15 protein-coding genes and 1 riboswitch are annotated in these 15939 nt (G+C 65.3%); of the genes, 8 read left to right on the top strand and 7 right to left on the bottom strand.

The window, feature by feature from the left end:
- Positions 1-28 precede the first annotated feature (28 nt).
- The 6 genes from KBI52_RS21620 to coxB form a co-directional block, all read right to left on the bottom strand.
- Entirely contained in the window at positions 29-892 is an 864-nt protein-coding gene (locus KBI52_RS21620) for a cytochrome c oxidase subunit 3 (RefSeq protein WP_173946194.1), read from the bottom strand.
- A 68-nt stretch (positions 893-960) separates the two neighbouring features.
- Positions 961-1551 (bottom strand): cytochrome c oxidase assembly protein, encoded by a 591-nt coding sequence (locus KBI52_RS21615; protein ID WP_210811616.1) that lies wholly within the window; start codon positions 1549-1551, stop codon positions 961-963.
- Positions 1552-1558: 7 nt separating this feature from the next.
- Positions 1559-1720, bottom strand: a complete 162-nt coding sequence (locus KBI52_RS21610; protein ID WP_173946192.1) for a hypothetical protein — start codon at positions 1718-1720, stop codon at positions 1559-1561.
- Between the two features lie 4 nt (positions 1721-1724).
- Positions 1725-2681: a heme o synthase gene (locus KBI52_RS21605; protein WP_210811613.1), complete on the bottom strand. Its 957-nt coding sequence runs from the start codon at positions 2679-2681 to the stop codon at positions 1725-1727.
- A 132-nt stretch (positions 2682-2813) separates the two neighbouring features.
- Positions 2814-4433: a cytochrome c oxidase subunit I gene (ctaD, locus tag KBI52_RS21600; protein WP_210811611.1), complete on the bottom strand. Its 1620-nt coding sequence runs from the start codon at positions 4431-4433 to the stop codon at positions 2814-2816.
- Positions 4434-4461: 28 nt separating this feature from the next.
- Positions 4462-5319, bottom strand: a complete 858-nt coding sequence (gene coxB / locus KBI52_RS21595) for a cytochrome c oxidase subunit II (protein ID WP_173946105.1) — start codon at positions 5317-5319, stop codon at positions 4462-4464.
- Between the two features lie 314 nt (positions 5320-5633).
- Between coxB and KBI52_RS21590 the strand changes: the two genes are divergently transcribed.
- Both KBI52_RS21590 and KBI52_RS21585 read left to right on the top strand, forming a co-directional pair.
- Positions 5634-6146: an invasion associated locus B family protein gene (locus KBI52_RS21590; protein WP_173946104.1), complete on the top strand. Its 513-nt coding sequence runs from the start codon at positions 5634-5636 to the stop codon at positions 6144-6146.
- A gap of 27 nt (positions 6147-6173) precedes the next feature.
- Entirely contained in the window at positions 6174-6755 is a 582-nt protein-coding gene (locus tag KBI52_RS21585; protein WP_210811610.1) for a hypothetical protein, read from the top strand.
- Between the two features lie 64 nt (positions 6756-6819).
- On the opposite strand, the gene KBI52_RS21580 is transcribed toward KBI52_RS21585, so the two are convergent.
- Positions 6820-8124: a hemolysin family protein gene (locus KBI52_RS21580; protein WP_173946102.1), complete on the bottom strand. Its 1305-nt coding sequence runs from the start codon at positions 8122-8124 to the stop codon at positions 6820-6822.
- 170 nt (positions 8125-8294) lie between these two features.
- Positions 8295-8386: riboswitch (glycine riboswitch) on the top strand.
- Between the two features lie 156 nt (positions 8387-8542).
- Between KBI52_RS21580 and gcvT the strand changes: the two genes are divergently transcribed.
- The 6 genes from gcvT to KBI52_RS21550 all read left to right on the top strand — a co-directional run bounded on the left by gcvT (position 8543) and on the right by KBI52_RS21550 (position 15919).
- Entirely contained in the window at positions 8543-9691 is a 1149-nt protein-coding gene (gcvT, locus tag KBI52_RS21575) for a glycine cleavage system aminomethyltransferase GcvT (RefSeq protein ID WP_210811609.1), read from the top strand.
- Between the two features lie 24 nt (positions 9692-9715).
- Positions 9716-10090, top strand: coding sequence for a glycine cleavage system protein GcvH (gene gcvH, locus KBI52_RS21570; protein ID WP_173946100.1), 375 nt, complete (start codon positions 9716-9718; stop codon positions 10088-10090).
- 15 nt (positions 10091-10105) lie between these two features.
- Positions 10106-10582 carry an OsmC family protein gene (locus KBI52_RS21565; protein ID WP_210811606.1) on the top strand — a complete coding sequence of 159 codons (477 nt, stop codon included), beginning with the start codon at positions 10106-10108 and terminating at the stop codon, positions 10580-10582.
- A 19-nt stretch (positions 10583-10601) separates the two neighbouring features.
- Positions 10602-11942: an aminomethyl-transferring glycine dehydrogenase subunit GcvPA gene (gene gcvPA / locus KBI52_RS21560; RefSeq protein WP_210811602.1), complete on the top strand. Its 1341-nt coding sequence runs from the start codon at positions 10602-10604 to the stop codon at positions 11940-11942.
- Complete coding sequence (gene gcvPB, locus KBI52_RS21555; protein ID WP_247654552.1) at positions 11942-13588, top strand: aminomethyl-transferring glycine dehydrogenase subunit GcvPB; 1647 nt, start codon at positions 11942-11944, stop codon at positions 13586-13588. The genes gcvPA and gcvPB overlap by 1 nt, the downstream gene beginning before the upstream one ends.
- Positions 13589-13861: 273 nt before the next feature.
- Positions 13862-15919, top strand: a complete 2058-nt coding sequence (locus tag KBI52_RS21550; protein ID WP_210811600.1) for an acyltransferase family protein — start codon at positions 13862-13864, stop codon at positions 15917-15919.
- The last annotated feature ends 20 nt before the right edge of the window (positions 15920-15939 follow it).

Below are 15939 nucleotides of genomic sequence, written 5' to 3'. Positions count from 1 at the left end.
CTGCTCGATCATGCTGCAATGAGCGGTTTCAGTGGCCGCCGCCGGCGACCGCGCCGCCGTAGCCCCACACGTAGATGGCCGCGAAGAGGAAGAGCCACACCACGTCGACGAAGTGCCAGTACCAGGCGGCGAACTCGAAGCCGAGGTGCTGCTTGGGCGTGAAGTCGCCGCGATAGGCGCGCAGCAGGCAGACGGCCAGGAAGATCGTGCCGATGATCACGTGCGCGCCGTGGAAGCCCGTCGCCATGAAGAAGGTGGCGCCGTAGATGTTGCCTTTGAACCCGAAGGTGGCGTGGCTGTATTCGTAGGCCTGAACGCAGGTGAAGATCGCACCCAGGAGTACCGTGAGCCACAGGCCCGCCTTGAGGCCCTGGCGGTCGTTCTCCAGGAGCGCGTGGTGCGCCCAGGTGACCGTGGTGCCGGAGGTGAGCAGGATCAGGGTGTTGAGGAGAGGCAGGTGCCAGGGATCGAAGGTTTCGATGCCCTTGGGCGGCCATACGCCGCCGAGCGCCTCGACCCGCGCATAGAGCTGAGGATCGCCGGCGTAGAGGGCGGCATCGAAATAAGCCCAGAACCAGGCCGCGAAGAACATCACCTCGGAGGCGATGAACATGATCATGCCGTAGCGGTGGTGGAGCTGCACCACGCGAGTGTGGAAGCCGGTGTTGGCTTCCTTCACCACGTCGGTCCACCAGCTCAGCATGGTGTAGAGCACGCCGATGATGCCGGCGCCGAAGATGAAGGGGCCGAGATGCATCCCGGCGATGGCGATGTCCTTCCACCATGTCACGAACCCGGACGCCATCAGGAAGGCGCTGACCGCGCCGACGAGCGGCCACGGGCTCGGTTCAAGAATGTGGTAGTCGTGGTTCTTGGCGTGGGCCTCGGCCATTTCGTGTCGTCTCCGTGCCTCGAATGTGAACTCGCTTTAAGACGTTTCCGCTTAAGTTGTCACGTCCCTTATTGAGCGATGGGTTTGGTGGAAGATGTCACCTCCGCCGCCGGCTTGCCCCCCTTGGAGGGGAAGTAGGTGTAGGAGAGGGTGAGGGAGGTCAGGTCCTTCACGTCGTTGTCCTGCACGAGGCGGGGATCGACGTAGAACACGACCGCGGATTCCAGGGTCTCGCCCGGCTGCAGGGTCTGCTCCGTGAAGCAGAAGCATTCGAGCTTGGAAAAGTAGGTGCCGGCGAGATCGGGCTGCACGTTGTACGTCGCGATGCCCGTGCTCGGCTTGTCGCCGGTGTTAGTGACCTTGTAGTAGACCGTCGTGGTCTCGCCGAGCCTAACCGTGACTTCGGGCTTTTCCGGCGCGAAGCGCCAGCTCAGGCCGGGCGCGACGTTGGAGTCGAAGCGGACGGCGATCGTCCGGTCCATGACCTCAGAGCCGTTGGCGTCGCGCACGATCGGCGTGCCGCCGAAGCCGGTGACCTTGCAGAAGAGATCGTAGAGCGGCACGGACGCATAGGCGAGGCCGACCATTCCGACGGCGACGCCGACGCACGCGAAGGCCGTGCGGTGCATCTTGCGCTGGAGGTTGGTGGTTTCTGCCATGGGAGCCTCACAGGGGACGCTGAAGGACGCCCGGCCCGAGCTTCGCAAGCGTGATGGCGAAGAGCAGGATGCAGAAGGCCGCGAGCGTCAGAGCCAGAGCCACGGAGCGCCTGCGGCGGCGCTTCTGCTCCTCCGGGGTCAGGCGGACGTAGTCGATGCGGTCCTTCATCCGATTACCCCAGCACCGGGCGGAAGAGGCCGAAGCCATGCTCCGCGAGAAGGGTCGCGAAGAGCAGGAAAAGATAAAGGATCGAGAAGCCGAACAATTGCTGGGCGACGCGCATGGCCGGCTCGCCTTGGCGCAGGCGGTAGACCTGCACGGCGAGCGCCAGCATTCCGAGGCCGCCGATCAGCGCGATGATCGCATAGGCCAGGCCGCCGAAGCCCAGGGCTACGGGAGCGAGGCCGAGCGGAGCGAGGAGGATTGTGTAGGCCAGGATCTGGAAGCGTGTGGAATCGGGCCCGGCCACGTTCGGCATCATGGGGATCCCGGCGCGCTCGTAATCGCCGGACTTGACCAGGGCCAGGGCCCAGAAATGCGGCGGGGTCCACATGAAGATGATGGCGAACAGTACCACGCTGTCCCAGGCGACGTGGCCCGTCACGGCGGCCTGCGCGACGATCGGAGGAAGGGCGCCGGCGGCGCCCCCGATGACGATGTTCTGCGGCGTCGTGCGCTTCAGCCACATGGAATAGACGACCACGTAGAAGAAGATCGTGAAGGCGAGCAGACCGGCCGCGAGCCAGTTGCTGGCAAGACCCAGGATCATCACCGATCCGGCCGCGAGCGTCACGCCGAAGGCCAGCGCCTCGCCCGGCTGGATCTTGCCGGCCGGGATCGGACGTTTGCGGGTGCGGGTCATGACGGCGTCGATGTCCGCGTCCCACCACATGTTCAGGCATCCCGACGCGCCGCCCCCGATGGCAATCATCAGAAGCGACACGAAGGCCACGACCGGATGGACGTCGGGGTGGCTTACGACCATGCCGACGAGCGCCGTGAACACGACGAGAAACATCACGCGCGGCTTGAGAAGGGCGAAAAAGTCGGACACCTCCCCCTGCGAGAGGCCTGCCGTGGCAAGGTGCTCTGCGTGGTTCTCGGCCAGACTGTTCGACATGGTGCTCATTACTGGTGATCTTCCGAAATGCCGGGACGAGGCCGAAAAGGCCTCCGGATGGTCGGCTCCTCGCCGGAGGGCTTGGCGTCGCAAGCCCTCTGGGGAGGAGCGGGCGGCGCGATGCCGCCCACTCGTCTGATTTTAGTGCCCGGTGTCGATGACGCGGGGCAGCGTCTCGAACTGGTGGTACGGAGGCGGGGAGGACAGGGTCCATTCCAGCGTCGTCGCACCCTCGCCCCACGGATTGTCGGCAGCCCGCTCCTTGCGGATGAAGGCATAGACCACGCCGAACATGAAGATGAAGAGCCCGGCGAAGAAGATGTAGGAGCCGATCGACGAGACCATGTTCCAGCCCGCGAAGGCGTCCGGATAATCCGCGTAGCGGCGCGGCATGCCGGACAGCCCGAGGAAGTGCATCGGGAAGAACAGCACGTTGGCGCCGATGAACGCGACCCAGAAGTGCAGCTGGCCGATCCATTCGGGCATGACGTAGCCGGTGATCTTCGGGAACCAGTAGTAGATGCCCGCGAAGATCACGAAGACGGCGCCCAGCGACAGCACGTAGTGGAAGTGAGCCACCACGTAGTAGGTGTCGTGCATGTAGCGGTCGACGGGAGCATTCGCCAGCACGACGCCTGTGACGCCGCCGACCGTGAACAGGAACACGAAGCCCACGGCCCATTGCATGGCCGCCGTGAAGCGGATGGACCCGCCCCACATGGTGGCGATCCACGAGAAGATCTTCACGCCGGTCGGAACCGCGATCACCATCGTGGCGAACACGAAGTAGGCCTGGGTCTGGAGCGAGAGGCCGACCGTGTACATGTGGTGCGCCCACACGACGAAGCCGACCACGCCGATCGCCACCATGGCGTAGGCCATGCCCAGATAGCCGAAGATCGGCTTCTTGGAGAAGGTGGAGATGATGTGGGACACGATGCCGAAGGCCGGCAGGATCATGATGTACACTTCGGGGTGGCCGAAGAACCAGAACAGGTGCTGGTAGAGCACCGGATCGCCGCCGCCCGACGGCTCGAAGAAGGTCGTGCCGAAGTTACGGTCGGTGAGCAGCATCGTGATCGCGCCCGCGAGAACCGGCAGCGACAGGAGCAGCAGGAACGCGGTCACCAGCATGGACCAGGCGAACAGCGGCATCTTGTGCAGCGTCATGCCCGGAGCGCGCATGTTGAGGATCGTCGTGATGAAGTTGATCGCGCCGAGGATCGAGGCGGCACCGGCAAGGTGCAGGGCCAGGATGCCGAAGTCGAGCGCGGGGCCCGGATGGCCGGTGACCGAGAGCGGCGGATAGACCGTCCAGCCGCCGCCGAAGCCGAGCGAGCCCGGAGCGCCCTCGACGAAGAGCGAGCAGAGCATCAGGCAGAAGGCCGCGACGGTGAGCCAGTAGGAGATGTTGTTCATCCGCGGGAAGGCCATGTCGGGCGCGCCGATCATGATCGGGATGAACCAGTTGCCGAAGCCGCCGATGAGCGTGGGCATCACCATGAAGAACACCATGATGAGGCCGTGGCCCGTCACGAAGACGTTGAACGCCTGCGGGTTGGAGAAGAACTGCAGACCCGGCTCCTGGAGCTCCAGGCGCATGCCGATCGACAGCAGGCCGCCGACGATGCCGGCCGTGAAGCCGAAGATGAGATAGAGCGTTCCGATATCCTTGTGGTTCGTAGAGTAGAACCACCGGCGCCAGAAGCTCGGAAGGTGATCGTGGTGATCCGCGTGAGCGGCATCAGCTGCATGTGCCATGATGAGACCTCTGTGGTCCTTCTTACGATTACTGGGCGGTCGCGAACTTGAGCGGAGCGGAGCCCTCGGTCGAAGCATACTTCTGCTTCGCCTCGGTCAGCCAGGCGGCATATTGCTGCTCGCTCACGACGCGGATTTCGATCGGCATGTAGGGGTGGCCGTTGCCGCAGAGCTCCGAGCACTGGCCGAAATAGACGCCTTCCTTCTCGGCCTTGAACCAAGTCTCGTTCAGGCGTCCGGGGACCGCATCGACCTTGATGTAGAAGGACGGCATGGCGAAGGCGTGGATCACGTCCGCCGAAGTCACCTGGACCCGCACGACCTTGCCGACCGGCACGACCATGGCGTTGTCGGCGCCCAGCAGACGCGGCTGGTCGGGCTTCAGGTCCTTGGCTTCCGTGATCATGTTCGAATCGAACTTGAAGCCGCCGCCCTGGTCGGCCGGGTACTCGTACCCCCAATACCAGGAATAGCCGGTCGCCTTCACGACGATGTCGGCCTGCGGCGGCACGAGCTGCTGGCGCAGGAGGCGGAAGGACGGAATGGCGATCGCTACGAGGATCAGGACCGGCACGATGGTCCAGGCCACCTCGAGGAGGGTGTTGTGGGTGGTCCGCGAGGGAACCGGGTTCTTGTTCTCGTTGAATCGGGCGACGATCACGAGGAGCAGCGCCAGCACGAAGAGGCAGATCACGGTGATCAGCCAAACCAGGTAGGTGTGGAAGTTGGACACGCTCTGTCCCAACTCGGTCACCATCTCCTGCATGCCGGTTTCCCATGGGGAAGGCCGGCCGGCGGCGGCCCACGCCTCACTTATGCCCAACACAAGTGCGACCGCTGCCGTGGAGAGGGCGGTCACCGATCGACGTCCAGTCTCGATCCGCATCGGCGTTCCAAAGCTCCTAAAGATGTGATGGCCCAGGGCCATGAAAGCATCGGGGAAGGCGCGGGCGTGCGGAAAGCGGTGCCCGGCTTGCGCCATCACCTTTGATCTGCGTCAAAGATCACAGGACGCGATGAAGCGCAACGGTAGAAGCGTTCCAAACTGTGCGTCATAACCGCCAAAACGCAATTCGGCCTTCCAATCGGCCCCTCTCGCTTGACATCGCGCCCCCTGCCATGGTCCCAACGGGCCAACATTGGACTTGGAAGCGGCGGCCGGCCGCGACCCTCTGGCAGGGTTAACAGATGGAGAAACCGATGGGCGCATCGCGGTGGGCTCGCCATTGTGCGGCGGCAATCCTGGGGCTGTCGGCCCTGTTCGGGGCCAGCGGCGCCAGCGCTCAGGGCATGGTCAAGAACACTTTCGGCGAGTGGCAGATGCGCTGCGAGACACCGGCCGGCGCCACGGCCGAGCAATGCGCCCTCGTGCAGAACGTGGTCGCCGAGGATCGGCCCAACGTCACGCTCGTCATTATCGTGTTGAAAACCGCCGACGGCAAAAGCCGCCTCCTGCGCGTCGTCGCACCTCTTGGTATTCTGTTGCCGTCGGGTCTGGGCCTCAAGATCGACCAGACGGATATCGGCCGCGCCGGGTTCGTCCGCTGCCTGGCCACGGGATGCGTGGCCGAGGTGGTGATGGAGGACAACCTGATCAGCCAGATGAAGTCGGGTCAGGCGGCCACCTTCATCGTCTTCCAGACGCCTGAGGAGGGGATCGGCATTCCCGTATCCCTGAACGGATTCGCGGCCGGGTTCGATGCCTTGCCGTAAGCGGTGAACAAGAACGTGGGGGCGATCATGAGAGAAGGATTGGGCCGGAAGGCCGGGTGGGCGCTTGCCGTGGTCGGCCTGTCGGCCCTGACGGGCTGCGGCACGTCGGGAGAAGGCGGTTTCGGCATGGGCGACATGCTGCTCACCGCCGGTGCCTCGCAGGCACCGGCTCAGGTCAAGGCGGCGCAGCTCGACGATGTCTATTGTCCGGCCGTCGAGGTCGTGGACGGGGGCTCCGCCATCCAGGTTCGCGGAAGCGGGGAGGCGGGCTCTGTCCGGAGCCAGATCTCCCTCGGCGACCTGGCCCGCGAATGCATCGGCCAGGCGGACGGCTCGACTCTGGTCAAGGTCGGCATCGAGGCGCGGGCGCTCATCGGCGTCGGTGGGTCGGCCGGCCGCTACGACATCCCGGTCCATATCGTGGTGAAGGACGGGTCGACGGTCTTCGCCAACCGGTCCCGCCGCGTGGCGGCTGCGATCCCGGCGGGTCAGACCCAGACGACCGTGTCGGTGGTCGAGGAAGGCATCGTCGTGCCCGCCTCTTCGGCCAACGACTTCGAGATCGAGGTCGGCCTCGGCGGTGCGCCGGCCCGGGGTCGCCGCGGCTAAGCTCCAGAGCGTCGGATCGCTCCGACGCTCAATGCCTTAGGCAGCGCATCGTCCGCACGATGCGTTAGTAGAGCGCGGCGGCGCCCGCCCGCTGATTGAGCGGGGCGGCCAGGACCTTGTCGATGCGGCGTTCGTCGAGATCGATCACCTCGAAGCGCCAGCCGAGGGTGTCCACGTGCTCGCCCGTGTTGGGCAGATGCTGGAGTTCGCTGATCACCAGGCCGCCGACCGTGTGGTAGCTGCGGGTCTCGGGCAGCGTGACGCCGAGAACCTCGGCCATTTCGTCCACGGGCATCGATCCGGCGAGCAGCCAGGAGCCGTCGTCGCGGCGGATGGCGTCGGGTTCCGGCGCCTCGCCATCGGACCGGAACGCGCCCACGATGGCCTCCAGGGCGTCCGCCGGGGTCACGACCCCTTCGAAATGGCCGTATTCGTCATGGACGATCGCCATCGGGACCTCGGCGTCGCGCAGGGTCGCCAGGGCGTCGAGGGCATAGAGCGTATCGGGGATGACGGGGGCCTGCTGAACGTGGCCGCGGATATCGAGAGGCTGGCCCGACAGCAGGGCCGCCAGGAGCTCCCGCGACTGAACGACGCCGATCACGTTGTCGGGCGTTCCCTCGCTGACGGGCAGGCGGGAATGCGGGGTCTCGATCAGCAGTGCGCGGATGGAGTCCTCGTCGTCGTCGAGGTCGATCCAGTCCACGTCCGTGCGGGGGGTCATGAGCCCGCGCACCGTCCTGTCTCCGAGGCGGAGCACGCCCGAGATCATGCGGCGCTCCTCCTCCTCGATCACGCCGGCGCTCTCGGCCTCGCCGACGAGCATCTTGATCTCCTCTTCCGTCACGGTCGTGCCGTCGTCGGACTTGGCTCCGAGCAGGCTGAAGATCAGGCTGGTCGAGGCGTTCAGAAGCCAGACGGCAGGCGCGGCGACCTTCGAGAGCACCAGCATCAGGGGCGCCATGGTGCAGGCGATGCCCTCCGGATTGCGGAGCGCCAGCTGCTTGGGCACCAACTCGCCGATGACGATCGAAAGATACGTGATGATGCCGATTACGATGCCATAGCCGAGAGGCTCGGCCGCGCCCTCGGGCATGCCGCGGTCGAGGAAGATCTGGGTCAGCCGGTCGCCGAGGGCCGCGCCCGAGAAGGCGCCGGCCAGGATGCCCACAAGGGTGATGCCGATCTGGACCGTGGACAGGAAGCGGCCTGAATCCTCCATGAGGGTCAGGGCCGTGGTGGCGCCCGAACGACCCTGCTCGGCCATGGCCTTGAGGCGGGCCCGACGGGCGGACACGATGGCGAGTTCGGAAAGTGCGAAGACGCCGTTGAGGGCGACGAGAGCGAGAGCGATGATCAGTTCGAGCAACGATGCGTGGAGCTGCTGACCGGATCAGGCCGCGCTTCTCCCCTTCTGTGGATGAGGCGCCTAAGATGGAGTGTCCGGGGTCTGCCGTCAATTAAGGCGGGGAGTTATCCTGTGCGGCAGCCTGCTTTGTTGACAGGACCTGATTTCCTCTTCAGAGCTAAACCCAGCCGATGATCCCCGCGGAAGAGACCGGACCCAAAGGTCCGGCGCCGAAGGCGCAACCGCCCCGGAAACGCTCAGGCCAAAGGACCGCGTGGGAGCTGGCACTCTGGAAAGCGGCGACGTTCCGACGTCGCCCACCGACGGGCGTAACCTGCCGCGCAAGCGGTTAAGGGAAATCTCTCAGGTCTCGGGACAGAGGGGGCGCACAGCAACGGGCCGAAAGGCTCGATGGAACGCGCACCTTTGAGGGAACCCCATGGCCGAGCATGCGCCTAGCGACGAGCCGCTCCTGCAGACCCCGCTCCATGCCGAGCACGTGAACCTAGGCGCCCGCATGGTGCCCTTCGCCGGCTACGCCATGCCCGTGCAGTATCCCACGGGCATCCTGACCGAGCACAACTGGACCCGCGAGCATGCGGGCCTGTTCGACGTCTCCCACATGGGGCAGGCCTTCCTGGTCGCCGAGGACAAGAGCCACGAGACCGTGGCCCGGGCGCTCGAGGCGCTGATTCCCGCCGACGTGCTGAACCTCAAGCCGAACCAGCAGCGCTATTCGCAGCTGCTGGCGGATGACGGCGGCATCCTCGACGACCTCATGGTGACCCGCGTCGGCGCCCCTGGTCACGAGGGCTGGCTCTATCTGGTGGTGAACGCCTCCATGAAGGAGGCCGACTACGCCCATATCGAAGCCCGGCTGCCCAAGGGCGTCACCCTCAAGCGCAAGGACGATCTCGGCCTGATGGCCCTCCAGGGCCCGTCCGCCGAGGCCGTTCTGGCCAAGCTCGCGCCCGAGGCCGCCGCGCTGCCCTTCATGATGTCGGCGGATGTGCAGATCGACGGGATCTGGTGCCACGTCTCGCGCTCCGGCTACACCGGCGAGGACGGCTTCGAGATCTCCTGCCACGGTAAGGACGCGCCCACGCTCTGGACCAGGCTCCTGGCCGACCCGGAGGTGAAAGCCATCGGCCTCGGCGCACGCGATTCGCTCCGGCTTGAGGCGGGCCTGTGCCTCTACGGCCATGACATCGACACCACGACCTCGCCTATCGAGGCGGGCCTGATCTGGTCGATCCAGAAGCGCCGCCGCGAGGAGGGGGGCTTTCCCGGAGCCGAGCGCGTCCAGCGCGAAATCAAGGACGGGGCTCAGCGCGTCCGAGTCGGCATCAGGCCGGAAGGCCGCGCGCCGGCCCGCGAGGGAGCCGTCATCGCCACGCCCGACGGTCGCGAGGTCGGCATCGTGACCTCCGGGGGCTTCGGTCCGACCGTCAACGGACCGGTCGCCATGGGTTATGTCGCCAAGGACGTGTCCGCCGCCGGCACGGACCTTCACCTCATCGTCCGCGGCAAGCCGCTGCCCGCCAAGGTCGCCGCCATGCCGTTCGCCCCCCACCGCTACAAGCGCTGACATTTCAAGAAGAGGGATTCCATCATGACCACGCGCTACACCAAGGATCACGAATACATCCGCGTCGAGGGCGACGCCGGCACCGTGGGTATCTCCGACTACGCTCAGGGCCAGCTCGGCGACGTAGTTTTCGTGGAGCTTCCGAGCGTCGGCAAAACCCTGTCGAAGGGCGACGAGGCTGCCGTCGTCGAGAGCGTGAAGGCGGCGAGCGAAGTCTACGCGCCGGTCTCCGGCGAGGTGGTCGAGGTCAACAGCGATCTGGAAGCTTCCCCGGGCACGGTGAACGAGGATCCGGCCGGCCGCGGCTGGTTCATGAAGATCCGCCTCACGGACCCGGGCGAGCTCGACGGTCTGATGACCGAGGAGCAGTACCAGGAATTCGTGAAGTCGATCTCCTAGAACGAGAACGCGGCCATGGCGCACGATTACAAGGCGACGATCCGCTGGAGGCGGGCAGCGGACGAGGTTTTCTCCGACAACCGCTACAGCCGTGGCCACGTCTGGCGCTTCGATGGCGGCGTCGAGGTGCCGGGCTCCGCATCGCCGTCCGTCGTGCCGCTGCCCCTGTCGCGGGAAGACGCCGTCGACCCGGAGGAAGCCTTCGTGGCGGCGGTTTCCAGCTGCCACATGCTGACGTTCCTGTCGATCGCCGCCAAGAAGCGTTTCGTCGTCGACCTCTATGAGGACGAAGCGCTCGGGATCATGACCAAGAACGAGAACGGCAAGCTCTTCGTGTCCAGGATCGCCCTGGATCCGCGGATCGAATTCTCGGGCGACAAGCAGCCGACGCCGGAGCAGCTCGCCGACATGCATCACCTCGCCCACAAGGAATGCTTCATCGCCAATTCCGTCCTCACGGAGATTGTCGTGGCGGGCATTCCCTCGCACTAACTCTCAAGGTTTTTTGCCGATGCGCTATTTGCCTTTGTCCGACACCGACCGCGGCGAGATGCTCGCCCGGATCGGCGTCAGCCACGTCGATGAATTGTTCGCCGACGTGCCGAGGAACCTGCTCCTGACAGAGCCGGTCGACCTGCCGCGCCGCAAGGGTGAGCTCGACGTGGAGCGGATCCTCTCCCGCATGTCCGCCAAGAACGTCCCGGCGTCCTCGGTGCCGTTCTTCGTCGGCGCGGGCGCCTACAAGCACCATGTTCCGGCAACCGTCGATCATCTGATCCAGCGTTCCGAGTTCCTGACGAGCTACACGCCGTATCAGCCCGAGATCGCGCAGGGCACGCTGCAATACCTGTTCGAGTTCCAGACCCAGGTGGCGGCACTCACCGGCATGGATGTGGCGAATGCCTCCATGTATGACGGCTCGACCGGCACGGGCGAGGCGGTGCTCATGGCGCACCGGGTCACCAAGCGCCGCAAGGCGGTTCTCTCCGGCGGCCTGCATCCGCACTATGCCGACGTGGTGAAGACGCTGTCCGACATGGCAAGCGACGAAACCGTCATTCTGTCGCCGGACGTGGCCGGCACCGAGGACATCCTCTCGCAGATCGATGACAAGACCTCCTGCGTGGTCGTGCAGACGCCCGACGTGTTCGGCAACGTGCGCGACCTGAAGCCCATCGCCGACAAGGCGCACCAGCACGGCGCGCTGCTGATCGCCGTGTTCACGGAGGTCGTGTCGCTCGGCCTCCTGAAGTCGCCGGGCAGCATGGGGGCCGACATCGTGGTGGGCGAGGGCCAGTCGATCGGCAACGCGCTGAACTTCGGCGGGCCCTACGTGGGCCTCTTCGCCACCCAGTCCAAATACATCCGCCAGATGCCGGGCCGCCTGTGCGGCGAGACGGTCGACGCGGATGGCAACCGCGGCTTCGTGCTCACGCTCTCGACACGCGAGCAGCATATCCGCCGCGACAAGGCGACGTCGAACATCTGCACCAATTCGGGGCTGTGCTCGCTCGCCTTCACCATCCACATGACGCTGCTCGGCGAGGCGGGGCTGACGCGTCTGGCGCGCATCAACCATGCCAACGCGGTGAAGCTGGCGGACCTGCTCGGCCAGGTGAAGGGTGTCGAGGTTCTCAACCGGACGTTCTTCAACGAATTCACCGTGAAGCTCGCGAAGCCCGCCGCCGACGTCGTGGAGCGTCTCGCCGACAAGGGCGTGCTCGCGGGCGTGCCCGTGTCGCGACTCATGCCGGGCGCCGGCCTCGACAACCTTTTGCTCGTCGCTTCCACCGAAGTGAACACCGATGATGACCGCGCGGCCTTTGTGGCTGCCTTGAAGGAGGTTCTGTGATGTTGAACCGCCAGGGACGTCCCACCGCACCTCAGGCCCATGGCGTGGCGGATCCCGCCGCCGGCATGGGCGATCAGGCGGCGCGCCTGCAGGGCGATGCCAGCCCTGTTTCCGGCTCCGCCGGCGGGTCTCACCCGACCTTCACCGGCAACAAGGCGCTGGCGCAGATCGAACCGCTGCTCTTCGAGGTCGGCCGCACCGACACGACCGGCGTAGATCTCGACGAGCCGGAGGATTTCGCGCCGCGCCTTGGTGGCCTAGAGCGCCGGGAGCCCATCGGCCTGCCGGGCCTCTCAGAGCCCGAGACCATGCGCCATTATGTGCGCCTCAGCCAGCAGAACTACGGCATCGACACGGGCCTGTTCCCGCTCGGCTCCTGCACCATGAAGCACAATGCGCGCCTCAACGAGCGCATGGCCCGCCTGCCGGGCTTCTCCGACGTGCATCCGCTGCAGCCGGTCTCCACCGTCCAGGGCGCGCTGGAGCTCATGAGCGAGCTCGGGCGCTACCTGATCACGCTCACCAACATGACCGCCGTGGCCCTGTCGCCGAAGGCCGGCGCCCATGGCGAGCTCTGCGGCATGATGGCGATCAAGGCGGCCATCGAGGCCAAGGGCGAGGGCGCGACCCGCAACGTGGTGCTCGTGCCTGATTCGGCGCACGGCACGAACCCGGCGACCGCCGCCCTCATCGGCTTCAAGGTGAAGCCGGTGCCGGCGCGCGAGGACGGCTGGGTGCACGTTGAGGACGTGAAGGAGCGGCTCGGCCCCGACGTCGCGGCGATCATGCTCACGAACCCCAATACCTGCGGCCTCTTCGAACCCCAGGTGGTGGAGATCGCCAAGGCGATCCACGACGCCGGCGCCTATTTCTACTGCGACGGCGCGAACTTCAACGCCATCGTGGGCAAGGCGAAGCCGGGCGATCTCGGCGTTGACGCCATGCACATCAACCTGCACAAGACCTTCTCGACGCCCCACGGCGGCGGCGGTCCGGGCTCCGGTCCCGTGGTGCTCTCCGAGCGTCTCGCGCCGTTCGCGCCGGTCCCGTTCGTGCGGGCCGGCAAGGGCGGATTCGAGCTGGTGGAGCAGGAATCCGATGCGGCTGAAAAGCCCTTCGGCCGCATGACGGCGTTCCACGGCCAGATGGGCATGTATGTGCGGGCTCTGTCCTACATGCTCTCGCACGGCGCCGACGGCATGAAGCAGGCCTCCGAGGATGCGGTGCTCAACGCCAACTACATCCGGGCGGGCCTGTCGGATCTGCTGTCGCTGCCCTTCGGCGACAAGCCGTGCATGCACGAGGTGCTGTTCGACGATTCATGGCTCAAGGATACGGGCGTGACCACCCTCGACGTGGCCAAGGCCATGATCGACGAGGGCTATCACCCGATGACCATGTACTTCCCGCTGGTGGTGCACGGCGCCATGCTGATCGAGCCGACGGAATCCGAATCGAAGTCGTCCCTCGACCTGTTCATCGCTACCCTGCGCGACCTCGCCATGGCGGCGAAGAACGGCGATACGGAGCGCTTCACCGGGGCTCCCTACCACGCCCCGCGCCGGCGCCTCGACGAGACCCGCGCGGCGCGCAGCCCGGTTCTCAAGTGGACGCCGCCGGTCCCGGTGGCGGAAGCGGCGGAGTAAGACCCACCCTCCATCCTGGTTTAGGATAATGCCGCCCGCTCGGGCGGCATTGTCGTTTTCGGGTCTGCTGCCATCCACGTCCCGGTTTCAGAAACCCGCCAGCCTCCCCGTTCAGAGAGGAGGCAAAGAGCCCGGTTTCCTCTATGGATGCTGTAACGTAACGGCAGTGTGAATGGTGCCGGGCAGGCGCATGGGACCGGAACTCCCCTGCGCGATCGAGCGTAGCAGTTCGTGAGACGGTGCCCGGCATCGTGGCTGGCAAAGACAGACACGATGATAGATTCCAGGAAGGCTTCCGCGAGTTATCGCCCGGAGATTCAGGGCATCCGCACGATCGGCGCTTTGCTCGTTGCAATCTTCCATATCTGGGGAGGGCGCGTGTCCGGAGGGGTCGACGTCTTTTTCGTGATCTCGGGCTTTCTCATCACCGGTTCGCTCTACAGGGAGGTTCAGAAGACAGGCACGATTCGTATCATTGCCTTCTGGGCGCGACTCGCGAAACGCATCGCTCCGATGACCTACGTCATTCTGGCTCTGACGCTGGCCGCGGCCGTGCTGTGGATGCCCCGGTCCCGCCAGCAGGGCTTTCTTATCGAGATTTTCTACAGCGCCTTTCATCTCGAGAACGTCAAGCTCATGATGAACTCGGTCGATTATCTCGCCCGAGACGAGGCACCGAGCCCGGTCCAGCAGTTCTGGGCCCTGTCGGTGCAGGTGCAGTTCTATGCGGTCTGGCCGTTCCTGATGCTCGCAGTTCCCCGTGCCGCGAAGAAGCTGCGCGCAGGGGCCTATGCCTATCCTGCGGCCCTGGCCCTCGTGTTCGCGGGCTCCCTTGCCTATTCGGTCGTGCAGACGCGCCTTCATCCATCCCCGGCCTATTTCAATACGCTCGCGCGTGTCTGGGAGTTCGCCCTCGGGGGCGCGCTCGCGGTTTCTCTTCCACACATGCGTTTGCCCGGGCGGCTGCGGGACGTCGCCGGATGGACTGGACTGGCCGCCGTGGTGAGTTGCGGTTTCATCATCCCGGCCTCTGCCCATTATCCAGGATACGTGGCGCTGTGGCCGACCCTCGGAGCCGCATTCGTCCTTCTGTCGGGCGGCGAGACGACACGCTTCGGCGTCGCCCGGGTCCTAGCCGTGAGGCCGCTCGTGGCCGTAGGGGAAATCTCGTTCTCGTTCTATCTCTGGCATTGGCCTGTGCTGATCTTCGTCCTGATCGTGAGCCGTCAGAAGCAGCTCGGCCTCTGGGGCGGTCTGGCCGTGATCGCGATTGCCCTGTGCGGAGCCTATGCGACGGCCCGCTGGCTGGAGCGGCCCATCCAGCGTTCCTCGATCGGACGGAAAGCGAGCTGGCATGTCCATGCGGCGGGGGCCGCGCTGGCGCTGCCCGTTCTCGTGACGGCAGGAATTTGGCTCGTCTCCAACGAGATCGCGGAGGTTCGCCAGCAGCGGGCCATGGAGAGCCGAAGCAGGGATTATCCCGGAGGGTCTCTCCCGGTGTCGCGGGCAAGGCTCCTGCAGCCGGGCGTACCGGTTTACCCGGATACCAAGCGGGTCAGGCACAAGCATGCCAATCGCTGCCAGCAGAACGAAAGGGATCCTGAGGTCACCCTGTGCCGGTACGGTGTGCAGGAAGGCGCTCGCAAGACGATCGCCCTGGTCGGCGGCTCCCATTCCGAACACTGGCTGCCGGCTCTCGAGGACATCGCCTCCAAGAACAGCTGGACCATCGTGGCGATCACGAAGAGCGCCTGTCCCTTCATGGCTGGAAGGGGCGCTTCGCATTGTCGAAAGTGGAACGAAAGCGCGCTTGTCAACCTGATCCGCCTCCATCCAGATGCAGTCTTCATGACGTCGACCCGCAAAATCGGAGCCAATGCACAGGACTGGAAGGAGGAGGTGCCACTCGGCTACCAGAAGCACTGGGAACGCTTAGCGCAAGTGGGCATTACGATCATTGCCGTCCGGGACAATGCTCGCTTCTCTAGGAGCAATATCGAATGCGTGGATGCGAACGCGGCCGCGATCCTGAAATGTGCCCGACCGCGATCCGAAATCTTTGATCGAGTGGATCCCGTCGCGAGGCTCGCCGATAAGCCGGCAAACGTGAGCTTTATCGATCTTACCGACCGGTTCTGCGATGAGACGCACTGCTTCCCGGTGATCGGCAACGTCTTGGTCTTGAGGGATTCGCATCATATCACGATGGAGTATGCCCGAACCCTTGCGGTGCCGCTCGAAGAAAAGATCCGTCAAGTCCGCCCGGATCTCTTCTCGGCCGCCGGACAGGAGATTTCGGGCAATCCGACGCCTGAAGGGTTCGTGCACTGAGCGAGTGGCCGTCGGTCGTG

It is taken from the genome of Microvirga sp. HBU67558 (assembly GCF_018069605.1).
Classification (GTDB): Bacteria; Pseudomonadota; Alphaproteobacteria; order Rhizobiales; family Beijerinckiaceae; genus Microvirga; species Microvirga terrae.
This window is presented reverse-complemented; position numbering and strand designations above follow the sequence as displayed.

Excerpts from the sequence above, each read along its gene's own strand:
- gcvPA (WP_210811602.1), top strand. The coding sequence starts at position 10,602 with ATGCGCTATTTGCCTTTGTCCGACACCGACCGCGGCGAGATGCTCGCC.
- gcvT (WP_210811609.1), top strand. The coding sequence starts at position 8,543 with ATGGCCGAGCATGCGCCTAGCGACGAGCCGCTCCTGCAGACCCCGCTC.
- coxB (WP_173946105.1), bottom strand. The coding sequence starts at position 5,319 with ATGCGGATCGAGACTGGACGTCGATCGGTGACCGCCCTCTCCACGGCA.
- KBI52_RS21590 (WP_173946104.1), top strand. The coding sequence starts at position 5,634 with ATGGGCGCATCGCGGTGGGCTCGCCATTGTGCGGCGGCAATCCTGGGG.
- KBI52_RS21615 (WP_210811616.1), bottom strand. The coding sequence starts at position 1,551 with ATGGCAGAAACCACCAACCTCCAGCGCAAGATGCACCGCACGGCCTTC.
- ctaD (WP_210811611.1), bottom strand. The coding sequence starts at position 4,433 with ATGGCACATGCAGCTGATGCCGCTCACGCGGATCACCACGATCACCTT.
- KBI52_RS21585 (WP_210811610.1), top strand. The coding sequence starts at position 6,174 with ATGAGAGAAGGATTGGGCCGGAAGGCCGGGTGGGCGCTTGCCGTGGTC.
- KBI52_RS21565 (WP_210811606.1), top strand. The coding sequence starts at position 10,106 with ATGGCGCACGATTACAAGGCGACGATCCGCTGGAGGCGGGCAGCGGAC.
- KBI52_RS21550 (WP_210811600.1), top strand. The coding sequence starts at position 13,862 with ATGATAGATTCCAGGAAGGCTTCCGCGAGTTATCGCCCGGAGATTCAG.
- gcvPB (WP_247654552.1), top strand. The coding sequence starts at position 11,942 with ATGTTGAACCGCCAGGGACGTCCCACCGCACCTCAGGCCCATGGCGTG.
- gcvH (WP_173946100.1), top strand. The coding sequence starts at position 9,716 with ATGACCACGCGCTACACCAAGGATCACGAATACATCCGCGTCGAGGGC.
- KBI52_RS21620 (WP_173946194.1), bottom strand. The coding sequence starts at position 892 with ATGGCCGAGGCCCACGCCAAGAACCACGACTACCACATTCTTGAACCG.
- KBI52_RS21605 (WP_210811613.1), bottom strand. The coding sequence starts at position 2,681 with ATGAGCACCATGTCGAACAGTCTGGCCGAGAACCACGCAGAGCACCTT.
- KBI52_RS21610 (WP_173946192.1), bottom strand. The coding sequence starts at position 1,720 with ATGAAGGACCGCATCGACTACGTCCGCCTGACCCCGGAGGAGCAGAAG.